General features: G+C 60.0%; 24 protein-coding genes. 5 read left to right on the forward strand and 19 right to left on the reverse strand.

Features of this window, described 5'->3' with window-relative positions; translation table 11 throughout:
• Positions 1-19: 19 nt before the first annotated feature.
• From hpnJ to VFU66_RS09100, 3 genes are all read left to right on the forward strand, one after another.
• Positions 20-1,495: a hopanoid biosynthesis associated radical SAM protein HpnJ gene (gene hpnJ / locus VFU66_RS09090; protein ID WP_326445923.1), complete on the forward strand. Its 1,476-nt coding sequence runs from the start codon at positions 20-22 to the stop codon at positions 1,493-1,495.
• Between the two features lie 76 nt (positions 1,496-1,571).
• Positions 1,572-2,012: an EamA family transporter gene (locus VFU66_RS09095; RefSeq protein WP_326445924.1), complete on the forward strand. Its 441-nt coding sequence runs from the start codon at positions 1,572-1,574 to the stop codon at positions 2,010-2,012.
• Complete coding sequence (locus tag VFU66_RS09100) at positions 2,012-2,410, forward strand: hypothetical protein (protein ID WP_326445925.1); 399 nt, start codon at positions 2,012-2,014, stop codon at positions 2,408-2,410. Before VFU66_RS09095 ends, VFU66_RS09100 begins: the two co-directional genes overlap by 1 nt.
• 4 nt (positions 2,411-2,414) lie before the next feature.
• Here VFU66_RS09100 and VFU66_RS09105 read toward each other — a convergent pair whose 3' ends face one another.
• The 6 genes from VFU66_RS09105 to VFU66_RS09130 all read right to left on the reverse strand — a co-directional run bounded on the left by VFU66_RS09105 (position 2,415) and on the right by VFU66_RS09130 (position 10,430).
• Positions 2,415-3,752, reverse strand: coding sequence for a DUF1501 domain-containing protein (locus tag VFU66_RS09105; RefSeq protein ID WP_326445926.1), 1,338 nt, complete (start codon positions 3,750-3,752; stop codon positions 2,415-2,417).
• Between the two features lie 20 nt (positions 3,753-3,772).
• Positions 3,773-5,713: a DUF1800 domain-containing protein gene (locus VFU66_RS09110; protein WP_326445927.1), complete on the reverse strand. Its 1,941-nt coding sequence runs from the start codon at positions 5,711-5,713 to the stop codon at positions 3,773-3,775.
• 406 nt (positions 5,714-6,119) lie between these two features.
• Complete coding sequence (gene hpnE / locus VFU66_RS09115) at positions 6,120-7,526, reverse strand: hydroxysqualene dehydroxylase HpnE (protein WP_326445928.1); 1,407 nt, start codon at positions 7,524-7,526, stop codon at positions 6,120-6,122.
• Positions 7,523-8,428 carry a phytoene/squalene synthase family protein gene (locus tag VFU66_RS09120; protein WP_326445929.1) on the reverse strand — a complete coding sequence of 302 codons (906 nt, stop codon included), beginning with the start codon at positions 8,426-8,428 and terminating at the stop codon, positions 7,523-7,525. Before VFU66_RS09120 ends, hpnE begins: the two co-directional genes overlap by 4 nt.
• Positions 8,425-9,366: a squalene synthase HpnC gene (gene hpnC, locus VFU66_RS09125; RefSeq protein ID WP_326445930.1), complete on the reverse strand. Its 942-nt coding sequence runs from the start codon at positions 9,364-9,366 to the stop codon at positions 8,425-8,427. The genes VFU66_RS09120 and hpnC overlap by 4 nt, the downstream gene beginning before the upstream one ends.
• Positions 9,363-10,430 carry a zinc-dependent alcohol dehydrogenase gene (locus VFU66_RS09130; protein WP_326445931.1) on the reverse strand — a complete coding sequence of 356 codons (1,068 nt, stop codon included), beginning with the start codon at positions 10,428-10,430 and terminating at the stop codon, positions 9,363-9,365. Before VFU66_RS09130 ends, hpnC begins: the two co-directional genes overlap by 4 nt.
• 119 nt (positions 10,431-10,549) lie before the next feature.
• On the opposite strand from VFU66_RS09130, the gene VFU66_RS09135 reads away from it, so the two are divergent.
• Together VFU66_RS09135 and VFU66_RS09140 are read left to right on the forward strand one after the other, a co-directional pair.
• On the forward strand, positions 10,550-11,329 hold the full coding sequence (locus VFU66_RS09135) for an MlaE family ABC transporter permease (protein WP_326445932.1): 780 nt from the start codon (positions 10,550-10,552) through the stop codon (positions 11,327-11,329).
• A gap of 7 nt (positions 11,330-11,336) precedes the next feature.
• Positions 11,337-12,176 (forward strand): ABC transporter ATP-binding protein, encoded by an 840-nt coding sequence (locus VFU66_RS09140; RefSeq protein WP_326445933.1) that lies wholly within the window; start codon positions 11,337-11,339, stop codon positions 12,174-12,176.
• A gap of 20 nt (positions 12,177-12,196) precedes the next feature.
• Here the strand turns inward: VFU66_RS09140 and VFU66_RS09145 are convergent, their stop codons facing one another.
• The 13 genes from VFU66_RS09145 to flgG form a co-directional block, all read right to left on the reverse strand.
• A complete protein-coding gene (locus VFU66_RS09145; protein WP_326445934.1) occupies positions 12,197-12,607 on the reverse strand; it encodes a hypothetical protein in 411 nt (136 codons plus the stop codon).
• A gap of 120 nt (positions 12,608-12,727) precedes the next feature.
• Positions 12,728-15,109, reverse strand: a complete 2,382-nt coding sequence (gene pnp, locus VFU66_RS09150) for a polyribonucleotide nucleotidyltransferase (RefSeq protein ID WP_326445935.1) — start codon at positions 15,107-15,109, stop codon at positions 12,728-12,730.
• Between the two features lie 293 nt (positions 15,110-15,402).
• Positions 15,403-15,669: a 30S ribosomal protein S15 gene (rpsO, locus tag VFU66_RS09155; RefSeq protein ID WP_326445936.1), complete on the reverse strand. Its 267-nt coding sequence runs from the start codon at positions 15,667-15,669 to the stop codon at positions 15,403-15,405.
• Positions 15,670-15,799: 130 nt separating this feature from the next.
• Positions 15,800-16,495 (reverse strand): dienelactone hydrolase family protein, encoded by a 696-nt coding sequence (locus VFU66_RS09160; RefSeq protein WP_326445937.1) that lies wholly within the window; start codon positions 16,493-16,495, stop codon positions 15,800-15,802.
• A 46-nt stretch (positions 16,496-16,541) separates the two neighbouring features.
• On the reverse strand, positions 16,542-16,772 hold the full coding sequence (locus VFU66_RS09165) for a hypothetical protein (RefSeq protein WP_326445938.1): 231 nt from the start codon (positions 16,770-16,772) through the stop codon (positions 16,542-16,544).
• A 176-nt stretch (positions 16,773-16,948) separates the two neighbouring features.
• Positions 16,949-17,845, reverse strand: a complete 897-nt coding sequence (gene flgL, locus VFU66_RS09170; protein ID WP_326445939.1) for a flagellar hook-associated protein FlgL — start codon at positions 17,843-17,845, stop codon at positions 16,949-16,951.
• A gap of 36 nt (positions 17,846-17,881) precedes the next feature.
• The gene (gene flgK, locus VFU66_RS09175; RefSeq protein WP_326445940.1) at positions 17,882-19,282 is read right to left on the reverse strand and encodes a flagellar hook-associated protein FlgK; all 1,401 of its coding nucleotides are present in this window, start codon (positions 19,280-19,282) and stop codon (positions 17,882-17,884) included.
• A gap of 38 nt (positions 19,283-19,320) precedes the next feature.
• Positions 19,321-19,620: a flagellar biosynthesis anti-sigma factor FlgM gene (gene flgM, locus VFU66_RS09180; protein ID WP_326445941.1), complete on the reverse strand. Its 300-nt coding sequence runs from the start codon at positions 19,618-19,620 to the stop codon at positions 19,321-19,323.
• A 68-nt stretch (positions 19,621-19,688) separates the two neighbouring features.
• Entirely contained in the window at positions 19,689-19,982 is a 294-nt protein-coding gene (locus tag VFU66_RS09185) for a hypothetical protein (protein ID WP_326445942.1), read from the reverse strand.
• Complete coding sequence (locus VFU66_RS09190; RefSeq protein WP_326445964.1) at positions 19,979-21,010, reverse strand: flagellar basal body P-ring protein FlgI; 1,032 nt, start codon at positions 21,008-21,010, stop codon at positions 19,979-19,981. Before VFU66_RS09190 ends, VFU66_RS09185 begins: the two co-directional genes overlap by 4 nt.
• Before the next feature lie 148 nt (positions 21,011-21,158).
• Positions 21,159-21,989 carry a flagellar basal body L-ring protein FlgH gene (locus tag VFU66_RS09195; RefSeq protein ID WP_326445943.1) on the reverse strand — a complete coding sequence of 277 codons (831 nt, stop codon included), beginning with the start codon at positions 21,987-21,989 and terminating at the stop codon, positions 21,159-21,161.
• Positions 21,986-22,525 (reverse strand): flagella basal body P-ring formation protein FlgA, encoded by a 540-nt coding sequence (locus VFU66_RS09200; protein WP_326445944.1) that lies wholly within the window; start codon positions 22,523-22,525, stop codon positions 21,986-21,988. The genes VFU66_RS09195 and VFU66_RS09200 overlap by 4 nt, the downstream gene beginning before the upstream one ends.
• 10 nt (positions 22,526-22,535) lie before the next feature.
• Complete coding sequence (gene flgG, locus VFU66_RS09205) at positions 22,536-23,327, reverse strand: flagellar basal-body rod protein FlgG (protein WP_326445945.1); 792 nt, start codon at positions 23,325-23,327, stop codon at positions 22,536-22,538.
• Positions 23,328-23,348 lie beyond the last annotated feature (21 nt).

Here is a 23,348-nt window from a genome sequence, read left to right on the forward strand (position 1 = left end):
ATAAAATTGAACCTATATCATGCCCCTGAAAACACTGTTCCTTAACCCGCCTTCGTTTGAGAACTTTGACGGCGGCGCCAGTTCCCGCTGGCCCGCAACGCGCGAGATTGAGTCCTACTGGTACCCGGTCTGGCTGGCCTATCCTGCTGGAATGCTTGAAGGCTCGCGCCTGCTGGACGCGCCCCCACACCATATCTCCGCCGATGAGACCATCGAGATCGCCAAGGGTTACGACTTCCTCGTGCTCTTTACCTCGACCGTTGGCTGGAGCGGCGATCACGCTCTGGCGCGAGCCATCAAAAACGCAAATCCGTCCATCAAGATTGCGTTCGTTGGACCGCCGGTCACGACCGATCCCGATCGCGCGCTCAACGAGTGCGAGGTTATCGACTTTGTCTGCCGGCGTGAGTTTGACTTCTCGGTCGTCGAGTATGCCAACGGCAAGCCTCTGAACGAGATTCTCGGCATTAGCTATAAAGATGCGAACGGCGTTATCCAGCACAACCCCGACCGCCCGCAGGTGGAAGACCTGGATGCGATGCCATGGGCGACAAAGATTTATGCGCGCGACATGGACGTCACCAAATACAACGTGCCGTTCCTGCTGCATCCGTACATTTCGCTTTACTCGACGCGCGGCTGCCCGGCACAGTGCACGTTCTGCCTGTGGCCGCAGACGCTCTCGGGCCACGCATGGCGCAAACGCTCCACTGACGACGTGGCGGCCGAGATGGCATGGGCCAAGCAGAACTTTCCCTACGTCAAAGAGTTCTTCTTCGACGACGATACGTTCAACATCCAGAAGGCGCGCACCATTGAACTGTGCGAGAAGTTAAAACCTCTCGGCATCACATGGTCCTGCACGTCGCGCGTTACCACCGACCGCGATACCCTGAAGGCCATGAAGGACGCGGGATGCCGTCTGCTCATCGTCGGCTTCGAATCCGGCGACCCGCAGATACTCAAGAACATCAAGAAGGGTGCGACCGTCGAGCGCGCACGCGACTTCGTCAAGGACTGCCACGATCTCGGGCTCGTGATCCACGCTGACTTCATCCTCGGCCTGCCGGGCGAGACGAAGGAGTCGATCCGCAACACGATCAACTTCGCCAAGTCGCTGGACTGCGAGACGATCCAGGTCTCGGTGGCCCACGCCTACCCGGGCACGGAGTTCTACGACTTCGCAAAGAAGGGCGGCTTCATCACCAACGAGAAGATGGAAGACGGCGGCGGACATCAGATGGCGCACATCGAGTACCCCGGCCTGCCCACCGAGTACGTTATGGAGATGGTGCACAAGTTCTACGACGAATACTACTTCCGCCCGAAGGCGGCGTTCAGGGTCGTCTGGAAGGCCATCGTCAATCGCGACATCCCGCGCCTTTACGTTGAGGCGAAGAGCTTCATGAAGCTCCGTGCGCAGCGCAACAAGGCCGCGCGCGCCAAGGCGGAGGAGAACGCGCTCAAGCGGCAGGAATCTACTGTGGGTGCATAAGGCACACCCAGCCCGAAGCGGTCAGCATGTCGCATCATGCTGGCCGCTTTCGTTTCATTGAGAAATTTCCGCGGCCATGAAGCACAAACTCGAGCCCTCTCAATACGCTATTCTTGTCGCCGTCATGCTGACCGCATCGGTGGGTGATACATTGCTCTCGCATGGCATGAGCCAGGTTGGCCCAGTCGACCTGCACCATCTCGGCCTGCTCTTTCACGCGCTTGCCAATCCTTACATCATCGCAGGCATCGTTCTGCTCATTGGATTTTTTGCGAGCTACATGACAGCTCTCAGTTGGGCCGACCTCACGTTCGTGATGCCCGCGACTGCCTTCGGTTATGTAGTCGTTGCGCTGCTCAGCCGCTTCTGGCTGCACGAGCATCTTTCCATTTATCGCTGGGCCGGCATCCTGCTCATCGTATGCGCCGTGGGCTTCGTCGCAGGCGGACCCTCACGCACCGACCATGAGCCCGTGCACCACGAACTCGACGTGATGGACTCGGGGGCTGGGCGCTGATGCACACCAATCACCTTCTGCGTACGTGGAACTGCATCCTCGGCGTCGCCGCGCTCGCCATTACTGGCGAAGTCCTGATTGCCGCGGCCATGCGCCGCCTGGGCGACCTCGACCATCTCCGCACAGGCATCGGCCTCAGGGGATACTTCGGACCCATCCGCGCAGTCCTCTCCAGCCCGCTCTTTCTGGTTGGAGCATCCTGCATGGCGCTCAACTTCTTCGCGCTGCTGTTCACGTTGAGCGTCGTCGATCTCTCGCTCGCCGCACCTGCTACCGCTTCGCTGACCTATGTCGGCAACGCTGTCGCCGCAAAGATGTTCCTGAAGGAAAATGTGGACCGCCGACGCTGGCTTGCGGTGCTGTTCGTCTGCATCGGCGTTGTGCTGCTGGCCAAGTAGCCGGTTATACGAACCCCAAATTGTTCGTCGGGAAATTCGCAATCGTCGGGAAGACGAGCGGTAGCTGTGCCGTGCTGACGCCGAACCACTGCGCCAGCGTCGCCGCGTATTGGACCGCTCCGGTAGAGGGCACCCAGCGTCCGTTGGATCCGGAGTCGTCAGGACCGCCCAGCGCGATTGTTGGGAAAGTACCGTACATCTTCCCGCCCTTGACCGCGCCGCCCATCACGAAGTGGTGGCTGCCCCAGGCGTGATCGCTACCCAGCAGAGAGTTCGGCTGGAAGGCGCGGCTGAAATCCGACATGGTGAATGTCGTGACGTTGCTTGCAACATTCAACTCTTGCGTCGCTTGATAGAACGCAGCGAGCGCGGGGCTGACCTGAGCGAGCAGCTTGCCTTGCAGCGTTACCTGTCCGGCGTGCGTGTCGAAGTTGCCGAGACCGGCGAAGAATATCTGGCGCTGCACTCCGAGTGCAGATCGCACCTGAATGATTTGCGCGATCTGCTTAAACTGCGCTGCGAGCCCGTTATTCGAGGGGAATATGGTTTGGAGCGGCGCAATCGACTGCACCGCATCCATCAGTGTCTTCGCATAGCTGTATGCATTTGACGTGATGTTGTTGTCCGCCTGCACTAGCGTGAGACCAGAGCTGAAGCTGAGCAATGCCTGCGCCGTCTCCAGGCGCGAAGCGCAGGCTGCGCCCTCGGAGCAACTCGCTCCACCCAGATTTCCCGGGCTGACCGACACAGGCGTCGTGTCCACACCATTGCAGAACAGCGTATCGCCGGCAACGGACGTAATCATTGGGATTGACGCGTTCGCGTTGTAGTTGGCAGAGAGGGTATCGGCAATGCGTCCGGCCCAACCGGTTGGTGTCGCTGAACTCTGGGCCGCGTTCTGCCACTCAAGCTGCTGGTCGGCATGAGAGAACAGGTTGATGGGCACGGTCTGTCCGGCAAGATACTGCGCGCGCGTTGTCGGCTCTACCAGCGTGCCTACATTGGCTACAATCGCCACCGTGCCGCTATTGAACAGGGACTGCACATCGGGCAGGTTTGGATTGAGCGCGAAGTTGGGCAGAGGAGTCAACGGCAGCAGCGTATTCTGCGGCAGCACAAGCGGCCCTCGAATGGCGGCGTAGTTTGCATAGCCTGCCGTGTCGAAAGGAATCAACGTGTTGTTGGCATCATTGCCGCCATAGAGAAATACGCAGACCAGGGCCTTGTAATCAGTCGCGCTCTGCGCCAGAGCATTTAGCGCGCCAAACGGCCGCAACCCAAACGCATTGCCCGCAGCCGCCAGCGATGCATATCGAATAAAACTTCGACGATTCACGGCCATACCTACCCCCGTCTTTGCCGCTAATGTTCAACTTTGTAGATCGAAGATGTAACCACCAGGTACGTTGCTACGCGCACCCGTTGCGCCGGATCAGTCAACGTGGAAACTTCATTCACGATTGCTGTCCGCATCTGAGAAGACATCTGCCCGTGCAGAAAGATCATCCCCAGCGTGTCCACAAGGTTCCCGGGGCTGCTTGCCAGCTTGCCTAGCGGGCTGGTTGCACTCAGGTCCGTCTTGAAGCCGCTGATCTTGTTCGCAACGAAGGAATCTGCAAGCGAAAGACGCAGAATTGCCGAAGCGGTATTCTCCAATCCAAATTCAGGAGCATTTGCAGTTGTTCCGGGAATGACGTAGCTCGGCGGAAAGAAGTTGAAGACGCTGGGCGAACGGTAGGGGCGCTCTCCCAAAGTATTCGAATAATTCGACAGCGAAAAGTACGAACTGTTGGAATCGGTGTTGACCGTCCCCAGGCCACGCACCAGGTCAGTAATCCAAAGCATCGGCTCGCGCAGATGGCCGCCGTCGAAGTTCGGACTGGTGTCGCCCGCGCGTGCATCCGGGTCTTCGAGGATGGCGCGAATCACGGCCTTCATGTCTCCGCGTACTCCGCTGCCGTTGTCGTTGAAGACTGCGGCCACGCGGCCCACATACGCAGGACTGGGATTGCTGGCAACGAGGTGCTGAATTAACTGGCGACAGACAAATGGAGCAACATTCGGATGATTGAAGATGTTGGAGAGCGCACCATCCAGGTCCTGCTCTGCCGACTGACCTGCGGGCAGCGTGGTTCCATTCAACAACGTCTTGGCTGTCGTGTCGTGCGCGTTTTCATACGGGGCCATGGGCGCGAAGTAGTAGACGCTGTTGGGGAACTTCGTCACCGTGCCACCGGATGCGTTAGCGAAGGTCCACCCCGTATACGCACGCGCAAATGCCTGCACCTGCGCCTGCGTATACACAGGCTGCGGATTGCCGCTCGGATCAGGTAGCAGAGTGCCATCCTGATTAAGCAACGCCAACCCTGTGCTGAAGAGCTGCATCAGCTCGCGCGCATAGTTCTCGTTGGCAATCTGCGATGGATTGGAAGGTTTGGCACTGTTCACCATATTGAGATAAACGCCCATCCCCGGTGACAGCGTTACGTCCTTCATAATCGTCGCGTAGTTTGTGAACGCATCGTTGGCGAGCATGTTGTGATAGGGTGTAATCGCCTGCCCGCTATCGGTGTCGGTTGAGATCACGAATATCTCGCTCAGAGCCAGAGCCACTCGCTGGCGAAGCTGGTCGGGAGCGGTCACTGCCACCTGCCACCACTCCGACTCCGCGCAGACCGCCGCGTTATTCGCGCTAAGGCAAACCGTAGGCAGAGGATTGGCGGGGATATCGGGAAGCTTCGTCGTCTGAACATTGAACTGCTCCGTGATGTAAGCGTCGAGCCCCACGCTCTGCACATGCTCAATGTCGGCCAGAGTAGGCCCAAAAGTAGCCTGATCGAGCAGCCTTGCCGCGGCGGTCAGGGTCGCTTTCGGCGGCTGCACCGCCGCATTCACAACGGATGAAGTGGTGCCGCCGGGATTCGGATTCGTCACCGCCACGGCAACACTGGAGACACCGGAAGGGACCGTAACGGCTCCGCTCAACTCGATGGCTGAGACGAACGTCGTCGTGACATTAGCGCCAGCAACCTGAAGCTGCGATCCGGACACAAAGCCTGTGCCGGTGGCATCGATGACGTAGTTGGTGCCGAGCGGCAATGCAGTTGCCGCGCTGACGACCGGCAGCGGGTTGAGAATCGTCTCGGTCAAAGAGGCTGTCGCCGCCGGTGCAGCCAGTGTGATCGCCGAGATGGTCACCGTGTTCGGCGAAGGAATGCTCGACGGCGGAGTGTACAGACCCGTCGTGGAGATTGATCCTGTTGCGGAGGCTCCACCCGTGACGCCATTCACCTGCCAGAGCACGCCGGTATCCGTTGTACCGGTAATAGTTGCGGCAAATTGAGTTGTGCTGCCGATCCTGGCTTGGCTCGCGCCGCTGATTGTGACCTGCGGGTTGGAGCTGCCGGAGCCCGAACCGCCAGATCCACCGCAACCGGCAACGTAGAAAAGACAACAGGCCAGTAGTCCGAGACCCGCAGTTCTCAGTCCGTCTGGCGACACAAGACACAGCGAGGGCACTGGCGCATTAAGTCTGCGTACTGGCACGGTTAGCCTCCGGCCACAGCTATAGCATGATGAGCTTCCGCGACTCTCTCGACGACGGTTCGGTCGTTCAATCATCGGGTAGAACACGCGGCCTTCGCCTTAGTTGCGGGCCGTGTAAACTTTTTCGGCCTGCTCTCCGTCTAAGGCGGGCTGCGGACGGGTGCTATCTGAAGGCGCGGCTCAGCCAGCGCATCATGCCACTGGCAGGTGTCTCCTTCGCCATAAATCGCCGGGGATCGTTTACGACTGCGCCCGCCGCAAGTCTCCCGCTGCGGACCGCGCCCTCCATCGTCGAGGGCCACTCGGTTCTGGTCCAATCGCCTGCGAGGTAGACACCCGGCCATGCAGTCGTTTGCTCGGGGCGAAAACGGTCCAGGCCCGGAGTGACAGAAAACGTCGCACGCGCTTCCTTCAACACGCCGCTCTTCATTAGCGTTGCGTGTCTGATCGCGGGGAAAAACAATTCAGTCTCACGCAACGCAGAAGCAAGAATCTCCTCGCGGCCCATCTCCAACTCGGGCCAAGATGCGCTGATGACCAGCTCAAGGTAGCTCCCGCGCGCAGCAGGCCAGCGGCGAATGCGCGATTTGCCAAACATCCACTGGATGCGTGTGTCCAGCAGAACAGCATGATCCAGATCCGTCACGTCGCGGTCGTACCAGAGATGAATCGTTGTGATAGGTGCGGCAATGAAGCGGTCAAAGCTGTTGGACAAAGCCTCCGCTTCTGCCGTGTGATTCGGCAAACGGGCGAGCAGCGCGCGTGTCTGCTTGAAGTCGGTGGCCAGCACTACGGAACCTGCCGTGAACCGCTCCCCACCGGAGAAGATACTCCATCGGCCGTCGGTTCCCTGCTCGATGCGCTCCACACCTGTCTTTAACTTCACCCTCACACCAAGGCGCTCCGCCATCTGCGCAATGGGCGCAAAAAAATCACTGAGCGGGGCGGCGGGAATTCCAAGCAACCCCGCCTCAGACGAGCGTAGAAATGATTCGTGAAAGACCTTCCCCGCATACTTCACCGAACAACGCTCGAATCCGTCGTTCAGAGCGCCGACGACCACCGGCTCCCAGAAGTGACGAATCGCGCGCTCGGTCTGGCCGGTCTGCTTCAACCAGACCGCAAAGCTCTCGTCATCGGTCGTCGGATAGCCGCGTAGAAAATGCGCCATCCCCCTGGCAATCGCTGCTTTATCGCGCATGTTCAGCATCGGAGCGCGCAGAAAACTCATCGCCTGATGAGCAGGTGCCGGCAGGCGTCCGGAACGCATCAGGCTACGCCGCCCGTTCGGCTCCAGAAACGTCAGCTCGTCATACCACCGAATTGCGTCCACCATGCCCGCCCGCTGGCAGAGATCGAGGATGTTCGTACAGCAGCCAAGGACGACATGCTGCGAATCGACAGTCTCTTCGAGCGCGGGGTGATCGTAGGAGTAAGCTCGCCCGCCGATATAAGGACGGCGTTCCAGCAGAATGACCTTGGCGCCGGCTTCAGCGAGAGCAACAGCAGCGGCAAGGCCAGATGCCCCTGCCCCTGCCACAACAACGTCTGAATGCTCTGCGGAGGTCATGCTTGCCGCCTGTTCCGTAACGCCATCAGCGCCCCGCGCGCCAGAAGCACGAGCTTGCCCGCCGTCGGCACACGCACTCGCGACGAAAATACGTCGTACTTGCGCGCGCGAATCCTGGTAAGCAGGTCGTAGTAAATCATGACCAGCACCCAGAGCGCCGCGCGGCTATCGGCGTCGATCAAGGGCAGCAGTTCATTCGCCGAAACATAATAGTCCTGTGCCTTCGCGGCCAGCGCGCCCAGCATCTCGCGCTCATTCGCTTCAAGCGTCGCTCCGGCGGCAAGCTCCCGAACACGCTCCACACTCACCCCATGCTGAGCGATCATGTCCAGCGGCAGATAGATGCGACCGCGCTCCACATCCTCCTTCACGTCGCGGAGAATGTTGGTGAGCTGAAATGCGATGCCGGTCTCTTCGGCAAACCTCTCCGCTCGCGCATCGCTATAGCCGAAGATCCGGATGCATACCAACCCCACCACCGAGGCCACAAGATAGCAGTAGCGATACAGCTCGTCGAAGTTGGCGTAGGTCTGGACCCCACCTTCAGGAGCAAAAGAAGGCTCCAGGTCCATGGTGGTCCCCTTCACCAGATCTTCGAGCAGCTTATCGGGAATCCCAAACGCCTTCTGCGTATCGTTGAGTGCGATGAATACAGGATCGCTGGAGGCCCCGCTCTGCCGTGCGGCCCGCCAGTCCTCCAGCCACCGCCGCATCACTTCCCTGCGCTCGTCGATCGTCATGGATTCATCGTCGGCAATATCGTCGGCGCGGCGCATGAACGCATAGACCGCGCACATCGCATCGCTCTTGCGCTTCGGCAGCACGCGAAAGGCGTAGTAGAAGTTCTTTGCCTCCCGCTTAGCGATAGTGCGGCAAACAGAATAAGCTGCGGTGACGGTCAACGTGCTTTCCCCACTCGCATTCTGCCCACAAGCGCGGCCGCCAGTAGACTGAGTTTCTTCGTCTTCGAGACGACCGGCCTTCCGCGCAGCACATCAAAGTTTTGCGCCGCAATACCGTCCAGAATGGCTCCGCCGCCCTTGGAGAACAGGTCCAGCGTCACCTGCAGCTCCCGGTCCACCTGCCAGGTAATCGCGCTTCCTTCCTGTAGCATGGCTCGCGTGCGCACCACGAGGTCTTCGACCATGGCCGCGAACTCCGGCGTAAAGACCCGGCCCAGTATCTGTCCTTCATCCACGCCAAAGGCCGCGATCGATTCAGCGGGAAGATAGCGCCGCCCGCGCTCTGCATCTTCCACAACGTCCTGCCAGAAATTCGCCAGTTGCAGCGCCGTGCAGACCTTGTCGGAGAGCAGCGCACGCGCCTCATCCCGGTAGCCGCATATCCAGAGCACAAGACGCCCTACAGGATTGGCCGAATAGTGCGAGTACTCCAGCAGTTCTTCCCAGGTATTGTACTCCGTCTTCACCTGGTCCATGCGAAAGGCGTGGAGCAGGTCGTGAAACATCTGACGCGGAAGCTCGCACTGCCGTAGCGTCTGATGCAGGGCAACGAACACTGGATGCATCGACCGCTCCGGCGTATCGTAGCATTCATCCAGCATTGAGCCCCACTCATCGAGCAGGCGCATGGCAACGGACGGATCGGCAACCTCGTCGCCCAGATCGTCGGCCACGCGGCAGTAGGCATAGACGCTCTCAAAGTGAGGTCGTACTTTGCGGGGCAGAAAAAATGTCGCCACGTGAAAGTTCTCATAGTGCGACGACGCCAGATCGCGGCACCACGCCTGCGCCTCCGCAAGCGACGTCCGTTCAAGCGGAGTCAGATACTCCGTCGGCGCGCCCAGAAGCGTATGTTGTGCCACACTCGTGTCGCTCATCGAGGCACCCCGCCCGGAAACACCGCAGTCTTGATCTCGCGCGATCCGCCATTCCTCGTCATCATGCGCGCAAACACGGCAGGGACTTCTTCCAGCCCAACTCTTCCCGTAATGTATTCGGCGCATTTGAAGCGCCCGCTCGTCACTAGTCCAAAAGCAGTGCGGCAGGTCGCCGGCGTGTGATGAAAGCTGGCCTTCAGCGTGATGTCCCCATAGTGCAGGCGGTTCGTATCGAGCGTCACTTTTGTCCCGCTGGGCGGACCGCCGAAGAAGTTCACGACTCCTCCCTTGCGAACCATATCGACTGCCCACTCCCATGTTGTGGGCGTCGCCACGGCTTCAATCACGATATCCGCACCACGGCCTCCCGGCGTCAAGGCACGTGTCGCGGCAACCACATCCTCCACTGCGCCAATCTGTACGACCTCGGTCGCACCAAACAGCTTCGCCGCAGCGATCTGGTCTTCGCGCTTGACGACCCCGATCACGTTCGCTCCGGCAAGCTCGGCCACATGCATGAACATCAACCCAATCGGTCCCGCTCCGATGACAACCATCGTGTCCCCTGCCTTCGAGCTAGTCTCCTCCAGCCCGCGAACCACGCAGGCCAGCGGCTCCGTCAGGGCGGCATGTTCAAACGGGACACCGTCAGGGATCAGCAGCGTGTTCTTCTCAACAATCCTTGCGGGAATGCGAATAAATTCAGCATAGCTGCCGTTGTTGAACAGCAAATCTTCACAAAGGTTCTGCTGCCCATGCAGGCAGAAGAAGCAGGCATCGCACGGCGCGGAGTTCAGCGCCACGACCCGGTCTCCCTCACGAAACGAGGTAACACCGGCCCCGACCTCTGCCACCACACCCGCCAGCTCATGCCCAAACGGGATCGGAGGTGTCAGCATCATGGCATGGTAGCCCCGGCGGTAAACCTTCAGGTCGGTGCCGCAGGTCAGCGCCGCCTCCACACGGACCAGAAGCTCACCCTCCGCTGGGCGCGGCACCTCCACCTGCTCCAGTCGCAGGTCCTCTTTACCATACAGGACCGCCGCTGTCATCGTTCGCGTCATCCTATCTATCTTCTCATTCCGGCGGGTGCCTCCGCATCTCCAGCTAACTGTAATCATTCCCTAAACTTTGCTCAGCCTTCGCCCCGGCTGCCGCATCTGATAAAGTGAGCCTGATACCCATGCCCTTCGTCTCTCCAGAGGTCTACGCCAAGGAAAAGATTGCGGCCATTCAGGACTATGCTCTCCTGTCCTGGCACGCTGTCATCAACATCTTCTCGGGGCCGCGATACTGGGCCGACATCTTCACCCAGATGGACTCGATCGGTGTCGGCTCCATGCCCATCGTCGTGCTTACCGGGTTCTTCACGGGCTGCGTGCTTGCACTCCAATCCGCCACCTCGTTGCAGGAGTTCGGCTCCGTCAGCCTTACAGGCAACCTGGTTGCACTCTCCATGGTGAAGGAGCTTGGCCCTGTGCTCACCGGCCTGATGGTCTCCGGGCGCAACGCCTCCGGCATGGCCTCTGAGATCGGCTCGATGAAAGTTACCGAGCAGCTCGACGCCATGCGCGCCCTGGGAACCGACCCGGTGCGCAAGCTGGTCACGCCCCGCCTCTATGCTTCGGTCTTCATGCTGTTCTTCCTCACCATCGTTGCGGATGCAGTTGGGATTGCAGGCGGCGCTCTCGTGGCCGTGGCCCTGCTCGGCTTGAATGCATCGACGTATTTCCACAACTCCTACCGCGCCCTCGTCTATGGCGACATTGTGCAGGGACTCACCAAGCCGCTCTTCTCCGGCTTCATCATCGCCACCGTCGGCTGCTACTTCGGCATGAAGACCAAGGGCGGCACACAGGGCGTCGGCAAGGCCACCACACAGGCCGTCGTCGTCGCGTCGGTCTTCATCATTATCGTGGACTTCATCGTCAGCCGCGCGATGATCGGGATATTCGGCAGGTAGCCCGCCTATGCCCTCAGAAATAGCTATCGCTGCCATGACGCCAAACACCGCTCCCACAACGGGACCGGTCGTCGTCTTCGAGAATGTCTCCATCGCGTTCGATGAAAAGCCTGTCCTCGAAGATGTCTCCTTTTCCGTCGAGCGCGGCGAGACGCGCATTATCCTGGGCCCTGCCGGCGGCGGCAAGTCGGTTTTGATGAAGCTTACCAATGGCCTCCTTCGGCCCGACTCCGGCTCTATCCGCGTCTTCGGCAAAGAAGTGAGCACGATGCGCGAGGCAGATCTGTTCACGCTGCGTGCACGCATCGGCATGGTCTTTCAGGAATCGGCGCTCTTCGACTCGCTCTCTGTCGAAGACAACGTGGCCTATCGCCTGCACGAAGAGCATGTACCCGAGGCCGAAGCCCATGCGCGCGTCGTTGAGGCGCTGAAGTTTGTCGAGTTGGAGCAGGCCATCGACAAGTTTCCCGCAGAGATCTCCGGTGGAATGCGCCGCCGTGTCTCGATTGCGCGGGCCATCGTCTCCAATCCCGACCTGATTCTTTACGACTCGCCCACCGGCGGACTCGACCCCATCACCTCGACCACCATCATCGAGCTTGTGGTCAAGCAGCGCGACGTCAGCCACACCACCTCGCTGATGATTACGCACCGCCTGCAGGATGCCTTTCTGCTTGCGCGCAACCATTTCAATCAGCAGACCGGGCAGATAGAGCCCATTGCCAACGGCGGCGTGGACGACAGCACAAAGTTCCTGGTACTCAACGAAGGCAGAATCATCTTCGACGGCACAACGGAGGAGCTTATCCACAGCACCGACCCGTGGCTTAAGGAATATCTCGCCTGAACTCGATCAAGCAGGCTGCCTCAGCGCCAACTGACCGCCAGATGCCATCGCAGATTTCTCGCCTGCGCCTTCTCCAGCACGACAACGTATTCCAGCAATTCCGAGACGACCTGCTCGCCCTCAGTCCCCAACTGCTGCGGCTCGTCCTGTAGCACCGCCACCAGCGTCCGTACCGTCTTCAGTCCGTCGCTGGCTGGGTACCATTGGGGCGGAGGCAACCGGCGGATCAGGTCGCGGTCGCCCGCGCCCTCTTCAATCAGCAGCGACATCGAGTTCTCGTCTGCCGAGAAAAATTCAATCAGCGGCTTGACTCCCATTCGAAGAGCCAGACGCTCTAGCGCATCCTCGTGCCGTGCCAGCGAACGCCCATTCACAAAGATGTCGAACCCGGGGTCCTCACCTTCCACCACAATGTACATCGAAGCTGCCATCCCTCGCAGTGTACCTTGCAATTCGACGATGGGAAAGTATCACGGCACGCACGCGGAACCATCCTGAGAACAGAAAGACCGCGCATGTGCGCGGTCTTTCATGCTTCGGTACAAAACAGCTTACCGGTTGCCGCCACCCTGCGGCCCGCCCGGTTTGCGACCACCCCGGCGGCGCCGTCCTCCGCGCCGCTGGCCTGCGGGACGATTTTGTCCCTGGCCGCCAACCGCCGCAGGGGCCTCCGCCCGGTTGAAGTTCGGCTCGTCTTCCGACTCATCACCTTCTTCGTCGAAGTCCTCTCCATCTTCCGCGTCGATGTCATCGACAATCGCAGCATTTCCGCCATGCGCCTGGGGAGCATCCGCACCGTTTCCGTTCGGAGCGGTCTGGCCAACTTCAGGCAGGCCCAGCTTCGCACGCTGTTCGCGCAGCACAGCCTTGCGCGACAGTTTGATGCGGTTGCCTTCAATCGCCAGCACCTTCACCAGAATCTGGTCGCCCTCTCGCAACTCATCTTTGACCTCCTTGACGCGATGCTCCGCAATCTCGGAGACGTGCAGCAGCCCGTCAGTTCCGGGGAATATCTCGACAAACGCGCCGAACTCAGCCAACCGCACCACCTTGCCCAGGTACGTCTTGCCAACCTCAGGCACAGCGGTAATGTCGGAGATCATCTGGATTGCGCGCGCAAGCCCTTCGGCATCGCTCGAAGCCACGTTGACCCGGCCCGTATCATCCACATCGATCTTCACCCCAGTCGCGTCGATGATGCCGCGAATCACCTTACCACCCGGGCCGATGAGATCGCGAATTTTGTCCGTCGGAATCTGCAATGTGTGGATACGCGGAGCGAACTTCGACTTCTCCTGGCTCGCGCCTGCGATGACCGCATCCATCTTGTCCAGCAGGAAGAGCCTGCCGCGACGTGCCTGCTCCAGCGCCTCGCGCATAATCTGCGGCGTGATCCCCATGATCTTGATGTCCATCTGGAGCGCCGTAATGCCGTTGCGCGTTCCGGCCACCTTGAAGTCCATGTCGCCATAGTGGTCTTCAGCGCCCGCGATGTCGGTCAGAACGGCGTACTTGTCGCCTTCCTTCACCAGGCCCATCGCCACGCCTGCCACCGATCCCTTGATCGGGATACCAGCCTGCATCAGCGAAAGCGACGCGCCGCATACGGTCGCCATCGACGACGATCCGTTCGACTCCAGAATGTCCGAGACCACGCGCAGTGTATAGGGCGACTCGCTCTCATCCGGCAGCACTGCCTCAATCGCCCGCGACGCCAGCGCGCCGTGTCCAATCTCGCGCCGTCCCACTCCGGTCATCCTGCCCACCTCGCCCACCGAGAACGGTGGGAAGTTGTAGTGCAGCATGAACCGCCGCTTTTGCTCGCCCTCATAGCTTTCGAGCCGCTGCGCGTCGTCGGTCGTGCCCAGCGTGGCCGAGACCAGCGCCTGCGTCTCACCGCGCGTAAACAGCGCCGAGCCATGCACACGGGGCAGCACACCGACTTCGATCGAGATCGCACGGACCTCATCGAACGCGCGATGGTCCGGGCGAATCCGTTCATTGAGCACCTGCTCACGGAAGATGTTCTCACGCAACAGCTCGTAGTATTTGCCGAGCTTCTTTGCCGCGTCCGCGTCGCCCTCGGGCAGCTCCTTCTTCAGCTCGTCCTTGATCTCCTTGACCTTGGCGTAGCTCTCAAACTTGGGATGCTTCTTCGTGTCCAGCGCGTCCTTCAGCCTGTCGCCGATCTTCGCCTTCAGGCCGTCCATATAAGCCTGGTCAATCTCTGGGGCAACCACCGCGCGCTTCGTCTTGCCCGCGCGCTTCACCAAATCCTCAATCGCCGCACAAATCTTCTTGATCTCACCATGCGCAAATTCGATCGCATCGACCACGCGCTCTTCGGCAACCTCGTTTGCGCCCGACTCGATCATCACGATGCCGTCCTTCGTGCCGACGACCATGATGTTCACCTTGCTCTTCGCCCGCTCGGCATAGGTCGGGTTCACGATGAACTGGTCGTCCACCAAGCCAATCCGCACCGCGCCCACCGGTCCGTGGAAGGGAATATCGCTTAGTGCCAGCGCACAGCTTGCGCCGTTGATGCCCAGCACATCGGGGTCATTTTCCTTGTCGGCCGAGTACACAAACGCAACCACCTGTGTCTCGTTCCGGAACGCCTCCGGAAACAACGGACGGATGGGGCGGTCGATCTGGCGGCTGGTCAGAATCTCTTTCTCGCTTGGCCGGCCTTCGCGCTTGATGAAGCCGCCGGGAATCCTGCCTCCCGCGTAGGTGAACTCGCGGTATTCCACTGTCAGCGGAAAGAAGTCGATGCCCTCCTTCGGCTCTGGCGAAGCTACGGCTGTTGACAACACCACGTTATCGCCGCTCGATACCAGCGCGGCGCCAGAGGCCTGCTTGGCCACGCGACCCGTCTCAAACTTAATCTGCCTGCCACCGGCAAGCTCTACTGTCACATCCTGTTTCATATCGTCTCTCTTCTCTTTTTTCGTCTCTAAGCTTGTCTCGCGTCTTCCTTGTGCGGGCGCGAAAGAGCGCAGTCGGGCTTCGCGGCTATTGTGCCGCTGCCAAACTGCGCTGGTTGGAATTTCCTGATGGCATGGGTTCACCCTGGGACGAAGCCGCGGAGGCAAACCGGTGGCCCGCCATCGTCAGCAACCCCGGCGGCAGGGCCTCTGAAGACCTTGCGCGAAGTTTGCCGCCGAATAACAACGGGCCATGTGTGCTTCCATGTACGAACGGTGCTCCGGAGTGGTACGGGTTACTTGCGGATTCCCAGTTTTCCGATGACCTCGCGATACCGGTCAGCGTCGCACTTCTTCAGGTAATCGAGCAAACGCCGACGCTTGCTGACAAGCATCAGTAGTCCGCGGCGCGATCCGTGGTCCTTCTTGTGTTCCTTGAAGTGTTCCGTTAACTCGCCGATGCGTTCGCTCAGAATGGCGATCTGCACCTCCGGACTTCCGGTGTCGGACTCGTGCGTACGAAACTTTGCAATAATGTCGGTTTTCTTGGCGGGGGCTAGCACAGCTATTCCTACTCCTGATCTCGTCGAATCACTCTTCTCAGTGTTCCCTTTAGGATAGCACCCCGGCAGACGGGCGGCAATAACGGGTCAACCCAATTATTCCCAGAGCAATCAAACATTTGCGTCTTGCTCACGCAATATGAGTCTGTAAAAACCGGAGCGTCCGCTCGCGTGCCAGTTTTGCCGCCTCTGCCCGATACTTCGTCGGGTCGGCATGGCGATTGAAGGCGTGCCCAGCGCCGGGGTAAACAAAGATTTCCACGGCAGGATGCGCCTTCCGCACCGGTTCGACCTGCGTTGGCCCGATGTGATCGTCCTCGGCGCCAATGTGAATCATCACCGGACAGCTCGGCTCCCCGGTTGCATACTTCCCTATCCCGCCCGGATAGTAGGCCACGCAGCACGAGGGCTGCATCTTCAGCCTCTCGCCCTGGGTCGCCGTTATCCAACTCATCAGCCCGCCATAGCAGTACCCCACCACGCCAATCCCCTTGTCGCCCGTCTCCTGCTTGGCAAGCTCATACGCCGCGGCAACGTCCTTCAGCTGCACCTCGGGGTTGAGCTGTCCATAAAGCTCATACGCCCGCTTGGAATCGTTCCCGTCGTACTTCAACTCCAGCCCGCGCTCGAAGCGGTCAAACAACGCCGGAGCCACCACCAGAAACCCATCCTTCGCATATCCATCCGCCACACCGCGAATATGCGCGTTCACTCCGAAGATCTCCTGAATCAAAACCACTGCCCCAACCGGTGTGGCCGCCGGACGTGCCACGTACGCCGCCAACTCGTGTCCATCCACCGCTTTCAACGTTGCCCATTCGCTCATCGCCCCTCCTCGTCTCAAATCATCCACCAAACTGCTGCGTCCTCGTTCACATGTGCTTCTCCGAAGCAGCATACCCCTTCATCTCACCCGTCCAGCGAAGAAACCGGAAAAACTGCCTCTTCTCTTTCCAGAAGAACTCCCAAAAATCCCCCGGCCCCACCGTCTCCGCTTTTTTGCCGGAGTAGGTCTCCAGCCGCCACCGCAGATAGGCGCTTCGCCACGGCCTGAGCCGCTCACCCTTCGTCGCATTCCACAAAAACCTGATCCCATCGAGCATACGTGCACCTCTAACCAGTATAAGTTCACGCTCGTTCCGCTTTTGTGGCAATGCGCGCGACGGTCAAAAAGAGGCCCCGGCTATCCCCGCCGAGGCCTTCGCTCATCATCCCCTGAATTCTTGCTTTAGATTGTGCAACGTTGCAAAGCGTACCGTCAGATACCTTGGCCCTCCGTCTAGTGTAGATAATCAAATAGATCGGTCTTCCCCACCGCGCTCATCACGCTCAACAGCGCCTGGTGCTGCGTCTCAGCAGACGACAACTGCGATGCCACCGAAGCCGGGTCTGCTGCCACCAGGTTGCTCTGCTGCGCAGTCAACTGCACCACCTGCGTCTGGAAATACGTACTGGTCGTCTGCACCATACTGAGCGATGTGTCCAAAACGCTTCTTTGGCTCGAAACCTGGCTGAGTGCGCCCTTCAGCGCATCCGTGTCGGCGGTCAGCGTCGCGCTGCTTGCGCTACCGGAAACGTCCGCAATCAACTGGTTCAGCGCCGCAAACGCGCCCGTAGCGCCGCCGAACAGGTCAGATCCCGGCACGTTGGTCTGTATCGTCTGCCCGCTCGGCGTCTCGATCGATTGCAGCTTCGTATCGCCGTTGTAGGTCGCAGTGGCAGGCGTGGTCGAAGTGTCAAGCGTAAAAGGCTGTGTCGCCCCCTGACTTCCGCCAAATAGGTACTCGCCCTGATAGCTTGCGTTCGCCAGCGAGAGCACCTGGTCCCGAATGCCCGTCAACTGCTGCGCCACAGAAGCGCGATTAGCCGCATTCAATGTCCCGTCGTTGCCCTTTACTGCAAGCGAAAGCGCCGTCGTCAACTGCGTCACCACCTCGCCCAGCGTCGTGTCGGCAACCTGCATCTTCGCCGTTTCGCTCGATGCCGTCTGCACGTAGGTGTCGCCCTTCGCAATCGCACTGGCGAACCTGGCGCTCTCGGCTGCTGCAACCGGGTCATCCTGAAGCTCTGAAACGCGCAACCCGCTCGAAAGCTCGCTCGTCAGCTTGTTCTCTGCGTTGCTCGACTGGCCCACGGCCGCAGCCAGCGTGTTGACATAATTTGGATCGACTCTCAAAATTTCCCCCTCTGCTGAATCTCTGGACAGCCTGCGCTAGCTCACCGCTGACTGGACGCCCATATTCAGCGCATCGGCCATCAGCGAATCGGTAATCGTGAACAACTTCGCCGCCGCTTCATACGATCGCTGATACTGCGTCAGGTTTGCAGCCTCTTCATCCAGCGACACGCGCGAAAGCGAGTCGCGCTGCGTGGTCAACTGCGTCAGCGCCGCCTGCTGCGTCGTGTTGTCGGTCGAGGCCTCCGATGCATCGCTGCCAATCTGGCTGAGCAACCCGGAATAGTAGTCCCCTGCTGTCTCTCCGCCCACAATCACCGCGCCCGAAACGTCGGCCAGCGCCTGGGCGTTTCCATTGCCCGACGAACCTTCGCCCGCCGCAGCAGCAGCCACAGCCTTCGGGTCGCTCGTCGCCACGGCAATCGCAGCCGCAGCTCCAGTCGCGCTCGCAGACAGCGTAAACAGCGCCCCGCCCGGGTTGCCGTTGCCATCCAGACCCAATGCATTCTGCTGGTTTACCTTCGTCCCAACCGCATAAGCCAGGTCGTCGAGCGACGCCGTATAACTCGGTATCTTCTGGTCGCGCGCCGCAAGTACACCGCCGAGTTGACCGCCCGTAAGTCCTGCGGTCACGTCAGCACCGGTGTCTCCGGCAACAACGTCTGTTACGCCTGCAACGTTCGTAGTCCCGAGCGCAAACGATTTGCCGCCATCCACCAGCACCGCTCCATTGCTCGTCGTCAGCGTAATGCCGTTGCTCTCGGTCGCAATCTGATTCAGCCCAATCAACTGCGAGAGACTGGCAATCGCCTGCTGCCGCTGGTCTTCGAGCAGTCCCGCATCAGCGTTGGGGCTTGCGCTGCCAATCTTCTGATTCAGTGAAGCAATTGTCGAGGTCAGCGAGTTCACCTGGTCGGTAATGCCACTCACCTGCTGATTCAGCCCCGCGGTAATCTGCGAAATCTGGTCGGCAGCCGAGCTAAAGGTCGAAGCCAGCGTATTCGCCGCCGAAAGCACGCTCTGCCGCAGCGACGTGTCCGAGGGGTTGGCCGTCAGCGCAGAAAGCGAACTGAAGAACGAGTTCATGGCTGTACCCAGCGCAGTCGAGGCGGGTAACGAGGACGTGGAACTCAGCCCGAATACGTTCTCAACCTGCTGCAATGCTCCTTCGAGCGCTGAGCTTTGCGCCTGCGTCTGCGTTTGCTGCTGCACCCGCTGCTCAAGTACCCGGTCGCGCTGTGAAGATGCAGACGACGTCACTCCGGCGTCGTAACTTGCACCGCTTAACGTCACCACATCGTTCATCTGCCATGTGACCGTCTCGCGCGTGTAGCCTGGCGTGTTCTGATTGGCCACATTATTCGAGGTCACATTCAGTGCATTCTGATCGGCAGTCAGCGCCTGCTGTGCCATGTCCATCAATGAAGTCAGTCCCATATTCCTCCGCCCGGTTGCCGCTCAGCGCCCCCGCGTTCTCAATTCATCAAAGTCTCAATCAACTTGTCTGCAACGTCAGACGAAGAGACGTGATAGGTGCCCGAGGCAATCGCCTGCTGCAATGCCTGTACATTGTCCATGCGCACATCGGAGTGCTCCAACGCCTTCGAGATCAGCTCGCCCGTACTGCTCAGCTCCGCATGGTCCGTGCGGACTGCTCCGGACTCACCATTCTGCCTCGTATTAGCCACGGCGTTCGTGGCCTGCTGCGTGGGCTTTGTCGCCGAAATCGACCCTGTCGTCTGCTGCAGGCTGCCGATTCCATCTGTGTGACTCATAGCGATCCTCCGTCTACTTCACAGTATCGGCGCAGAATCGGAAAACTTTAGTACTCTCACGGTTCCCGCTAAGTTCGCTGGCTTTCTCGAGTTACCTGCCGGATGACCTGCTTGGCGATGCCCAGGCCGCCGTTCTTCGCAATCGCCTTTGCCACGGCTTCCGCGCCTAGACTGCTCATCGTATCTGCGCCAGCATCGTCGTTCTGCGCGTCTCCGCCCCACCCATCCTGGCCTGCCTGAAGCGGCTTCAGCAGCTCCTGCATCATCATGGCCTCGAACTGCTCGGCAGCATCGGCCAGCTTCGCCTGCTTCTGCTGGTCCGCACTGGTCACGGGTCGATTTGCGATCTGAGCAATCCTCATAGCACCTGAATCTCCGCTTCGAGCGCGCCCGCTGCCTTCATCGCCTGCAAAATGGAGATGACATCCCGCGCAGTTGCGCCAATCGTTTGCAAACTGCGCACCAGGTCATCGACCGTCGCGCCTTGCTTCAGCTCAATCCTGTTTACCGGCTTGTCCGTCGTGCTGATTCTCGTCTGCTGCACTACCTGCGTCGTTCCGCCCGACGAGAAAGGCGAAGGCTGCGACACCTCAAAGTCGCTCACCACATTCACCTCAAGCCCGCCATGAAGAATCGAGACCGGCTGCAACACCACCGTGCCGCCGATGACCACCGTCCCCGTGCGCTCATTCACCACGACCTTCGCCCTGGGAAACACCGGAACATTGATCGACTCCACCTCCGCAAGCAGTTCGGGAATGTCCTCGCCCGGCTTAACCGTAAGGTCTACCCGGCGGCTGTCGAGAGCGCGCGCGGCCTCCCTGCCCAACTGATGATTAATCGCCTGGGCCATTGCCTCGGCGCTGCGAAAGTCCGCGTCGTTCAGCAACAGCGAGAAGTTCGTCCTCCCCTCAAGCTCCAGCGGCACGCCGCGCTCCACAATTCCGCCAAACGGCACGCGCGCCGTGTTCGGCTGATTGACCTGCTTCACATTGCCGTTCATGCCCACCGAATAGCCGCCGACGACCAGCGGCCCCTGCGCCTGCGCATAGATCTTTCCATCTGCGCCATAGAGCGGAGTCATCAGCAGCAGCCCGCCTTCGAGGCTCCGCGCATCGCCCGCTGAAGAAACCGTAATGTCAATCTTCGTGCCCGGCCTGGCAAACGGTGGCAGCGTCGCCGCAACAAAAACAGCAGCCAGGTTCTGCACGCGAATCGAGGCCGCAGGCACGCTGACGCCCATGCGCAACAGCGTGGCGGCCAGCGTCTGCGCGGGGAACGTCGTCTGCTGGCTGTCTCCCGTTCCTTCAAGCCCCACCACGATTCCGTAACCAACCAACTGGTTGTCACGAATGCCCTCGATCGAAGAAACATCTTTCACGCGCGCCATACGCGGCGCGACTGCGGTCGTATCCGCCGCAAACCCAGCAACCGCTGAAGCCAGAATTCCGACCGCGCAGAGCAGACAGGCCAGTCCCTTCTTCGGTATTCGATACACCATTTCGTGAAATACATTTCCTGCTCGCATCACTTCTCCGCTAAAAGATCAACAACTGCTGCAATAGCCTGATCAAGACATTCGGCCTGCGCGTGTAGTCCGAGATAATTCCCTTGCCGCGCACCTCCAGCTCGAGGCTAGAGATGGCCGTCGAACTCACCTGATTCTGCTGCGAGATGTCCTCGGGCCGCACCAGTCCGCGTAGCACAATCGTCTCCGTCTGCTGGCTGAACTCCACCTGCCGCGCCGCTTCAATCACCAGCATCCCGTTCGGCAGCACATCCACCACCTGCCCGCCAAAGACCGTGCTCAGGCTGGAGTTCGTCTCCGTCGCTCCCTGCGCATTCAATGCCGAAGACGAAGTCTGATTCACCAGGTTCTGAAGTGCATTGCCCGCGTGGAGATTGCCCAGCAGCGACGCGACCTGCGAGTTCGCGCTCGAAGACCGCGAATTTTTCACCGTGCCATCCCGTGAAGCTGCCAGGTTCTCCATCACAACCACCGAAATCAGGTCATGCGGACGCATCGCCCGCACATCCGTGCTCATCCGCGTCAGCCGCCCCGTGTCTGTCCAGATGGATCCCGGCGTTGCCTGCACGTTCGAGCTCTCCGCCCGCACCCGTGCCAGATACGCCGCCAACGACTCCGACGCGACATTCGGCTTTACCGAAAGCTCCTTCTTGTTCTTCCTGAACGGCGCTGCTCGCATGGAGGTCGCAGCGAGCAGCAGCAACAGGGTGAGCACAACCCACAGCGCAAACCGCCCCACGCCTTCGCACTCCAGCCGAGCATACCCAATCGGGCGGACAAATCCCCTTGTCTCATTGTCAGCCGCCCATGTGCCCGGTTCCAGATTGATCGACTCCATCATGGTTGCATCTCCACATCACGCGGCCCGCGTACAACACCTGAAAACTCTTCTTCCACCTGTTGGCCAAGGGTCTTTCTCTGCATCAGCCTCACACGTACAACCTGCCCCAACCCGCCGTTCTGCTCGGCAATCGCAGCCGCTTCAATCCGCAGATCGCCCTGCCTGCTCCATAGCTGCACTGCATCGCCGGCTCGCACAACAGGTTCCGCTCGCAGCACCGCTCGGCGAACTTCCTGGCTCTGTGTAGTACTGAACTCACCCCTCAGATCGCTCATGGGCATGACTACCGCCGGCCAATCCGGATGGTCACAGACTCCTACCAACGCCCAGCGCCGCCGCAACACAGGGTCCCAGTGCATCGAGATCACATGAAACCCCGCCTTGTCGGTCGACGATTGCGTATCGTCTTCGGATTTCGCGGCGTGCGCACGCCCCTTAACACAACTGGCCTGCGCAATGGAAACTACGAGAACACTCGCAATCCACACAGCCATCCACACGAGTATCGTCCACCACGGCCACAGAATCTTTCGCATCGACGGCCTCTTACTGCTGCACTAGATTGTTGATCTCGGAGTACATGTTATCGGCCACATGCACCACCTTTGAGTTGCTCTCATAAGCCCGCTGCGCCAGAATCATCTGCACGAACTCGCCCACCACATCCACGTTCGAGTTCTCCACATATCCCTGTTGCAGCGTGCCCATGCCGCTCGTGCCGCCCGGCGCATCCGTAATCGGATTGCCCGACGCCGCCGTCTGCCGGAAGAGATTGCTCCCCACCGACTCCAGCCCCGCAGGGTTAGGAAAGGTCGCCAACTGAATCGTTCCAAGCTGCGCCGGATTGGTTTGCCCCGGAATGGTCGCCGTCACCACGCCGTATTGCGAGATCGTCACCGACGTTGCATTCGCCGGAACCGTGATCGCGGGCAGTACGGCATCGCCGTCCTCGGTCACGATCGTTCCCTGATTGCTGCGGCTGAAGTTGCCGGCGCGTGTGTACTCAATCGTGCCGTCCGGCTTCGAGACCTGAAAAAATCCCGCGCCCTGAATCGCCATATCCAGAGGATTGCCGGTCTGGTTCAGCGTTCCCTGGGTCATAATGATCTCGCTCGAAGTCGACTTGGTGCCCAGACCAATCTGCAACCCCGCAGACATCGTCTGCTGGCTGTCTGCCGCGCCCGGCGTCACCAGATTCTGGTAGATCATGTCCTCAAACTGCATCTTGCGCGCCCTGAAACCCGCAGTCCCCGAGTTGGCAAGGTTGTTTGCCACCGTGTCCAGGTTCGACTGCTGTGCACTCATCCCGCTTGCTGCCGTATACAAAGCTCGAATCATCTCCGCTCCTTTTCCGTCTCA

This window comes from Edaphobacter sp., from assembly GCF_035763405.1.
In the GTDB taxonomy this organism is placed as follows: domain Bacteria; phylum Acidobacteriota; class Terriglobia; order Terriglobales; family Acidobacteriaceae; genus Edaphobacter.

What these genes read in the sequence shown, in the direction of transcription:
- hpnJ (WP_326445923.1), top strand. Translation starts at nt 20, where the DNA reads ATGCCCCTGAAAACACTGTTCCTTAACCCGCCTTCGTTTGAGAACTTT.
- VFU66_RS09095 (WP_326445924.1), top strand. Translation starts at nt 1,572, where the DNA reads ATGAAGCACAAACTCGAGCCCTCTCAATACGCTATTCTTGTCGCCGTC.
- VFU66_RS09100 (WP_326445925.1), top strand. Translation starts at nt 2,012, where the DNA reads ATGCACACCAATCACCTTCTGCGTACGTGGAACTGCATCCTCGGCGTC.
- VFU66_RS09105 (WP_326445926.1), bottom strand. Translation starts at nt 3,752, where the DNA reads ATGGCCGTGAATCGTCGAAGTTTTATTCGATATGCATCGCTGGCGGCT.
- hpnE (WP_326445928.1), bottom strand. Translation starts at nt 7,526, where the DNA reads ATGACCTCCGCAGAGCATTCAGACGTTGTTGTGGCAGGGGCAGGGGCA.
- hpnC (WP_326445930.1), bottom strand. Translation starts at nt 9,366, where the DNA reads ATGAGCGACACGAGTGTGGCACAACATACGCTTCTGGGCGCGCCGACG.
- VFU66_RS09130 (WP_326445931.1), bottom strand. Translation starts at nt 10,430, where the DNA reads ATGACGCGAACGATGACAGCGGCGGTCCTGTATGGTAAAGAGGACCTG.
- VFU66_RS09135 (WP_326445932.1), top strand. Translation starts at nt 10,550, where the DNA reads ATGCCCTTCGTCTCTCCAGAGGTCTACGCCAAGGAAAAGATTGCGGCC.
- VFU66_RS09140 (WP_326445933.1), top strand. Translation starts at nt 11,337, where the DNA reads ATGCCCTCAGAAATAGCTATCGCTGCCATGACGCCAAACACCGCTCCC.
- VFU66_RS09145 (WP_326445934.1), bottom strand. Translation starts at nt 12,607, where the DNA reads ATGGCAGCTTCGATGTACATTGTGGTGGAAGGTGAGGACCCCGGGTTC.
- pnp (WP_326445935.1), bottom strand. Translation starts at nt 15,109, where the DNA reads ATGAAACAGGATGTGACAGTAGAGCTTGCCGGTGGCAGGCAGATTAAG.
- VFU66_RS09160 (WP_326445937.1), bottom strand. Translation starts at nt 16,495, where the DNA reads ATGAGCGAATGGGCAACGTTGAAAGCGGTGGATGGACACGAGTTGGCG.
- VFU66_RS09165 (WP_326445938.1), bottom strand. Translation starts at nt 16,772, where the DNA reads ATGCTCGATGGGATCAGGTTTTTGTGGAATGCGACGAAGGGTGAGCGG.
- flgK (WP_326445940.1), bottom strand. Translation starts at nt 19,282, where the DNA reads ATGGGACTGACTTCATTGATGGACATGGCACAGCAGGCGCTGACTGCC.
- flgM (WP_326445941.1), bottom strand. Translation starts at nt 19,620, where the DNA reads ATGAGTCACACAGATGGAATCGGCAGCCTGCAGCAGACGACAGGGTCG.
- VFU66_RS09185 (WP_326445942.1), bottom strand. Translation starts at nt 19,982, where the DNA reads ATGAGGATTGCTCAGATCGCAAATCGACCCGTGACCAGTGCGGACCAG.
- VFU66_RS09190 (WP_326445964.1), bottom strand. Translation starts at nt 21,010, where the DNA reads ATGGCGCGCGTGAAAGATGTTTCTTCGATCGAGGGCATTCGTGACAAC.
- VFU66_RS09195 (WP_326445943.1), bottom strand. Translation starts at nt 21,989, where the DNA reads ATGATGGAGTCGATCAATCTGGAACCGGGCACATGGGCGGCTGACAAT.
- VFU66_RS09200 (WP_326445944.1), bottom strand. Translation starts at nt 22,525, where the DNA reads ATGCGAAAGATTCTGTGGCCGTGGTGGACGATACTCGTGTGGATGGCT.
- flgG (WP_326445945.1), bottom strand. Translation starts at nt 23,327, where the DNA reads ATGATTCGAGCTTTGTATACGGCAGCAAGCGGGATGAGTGCACAGCAG.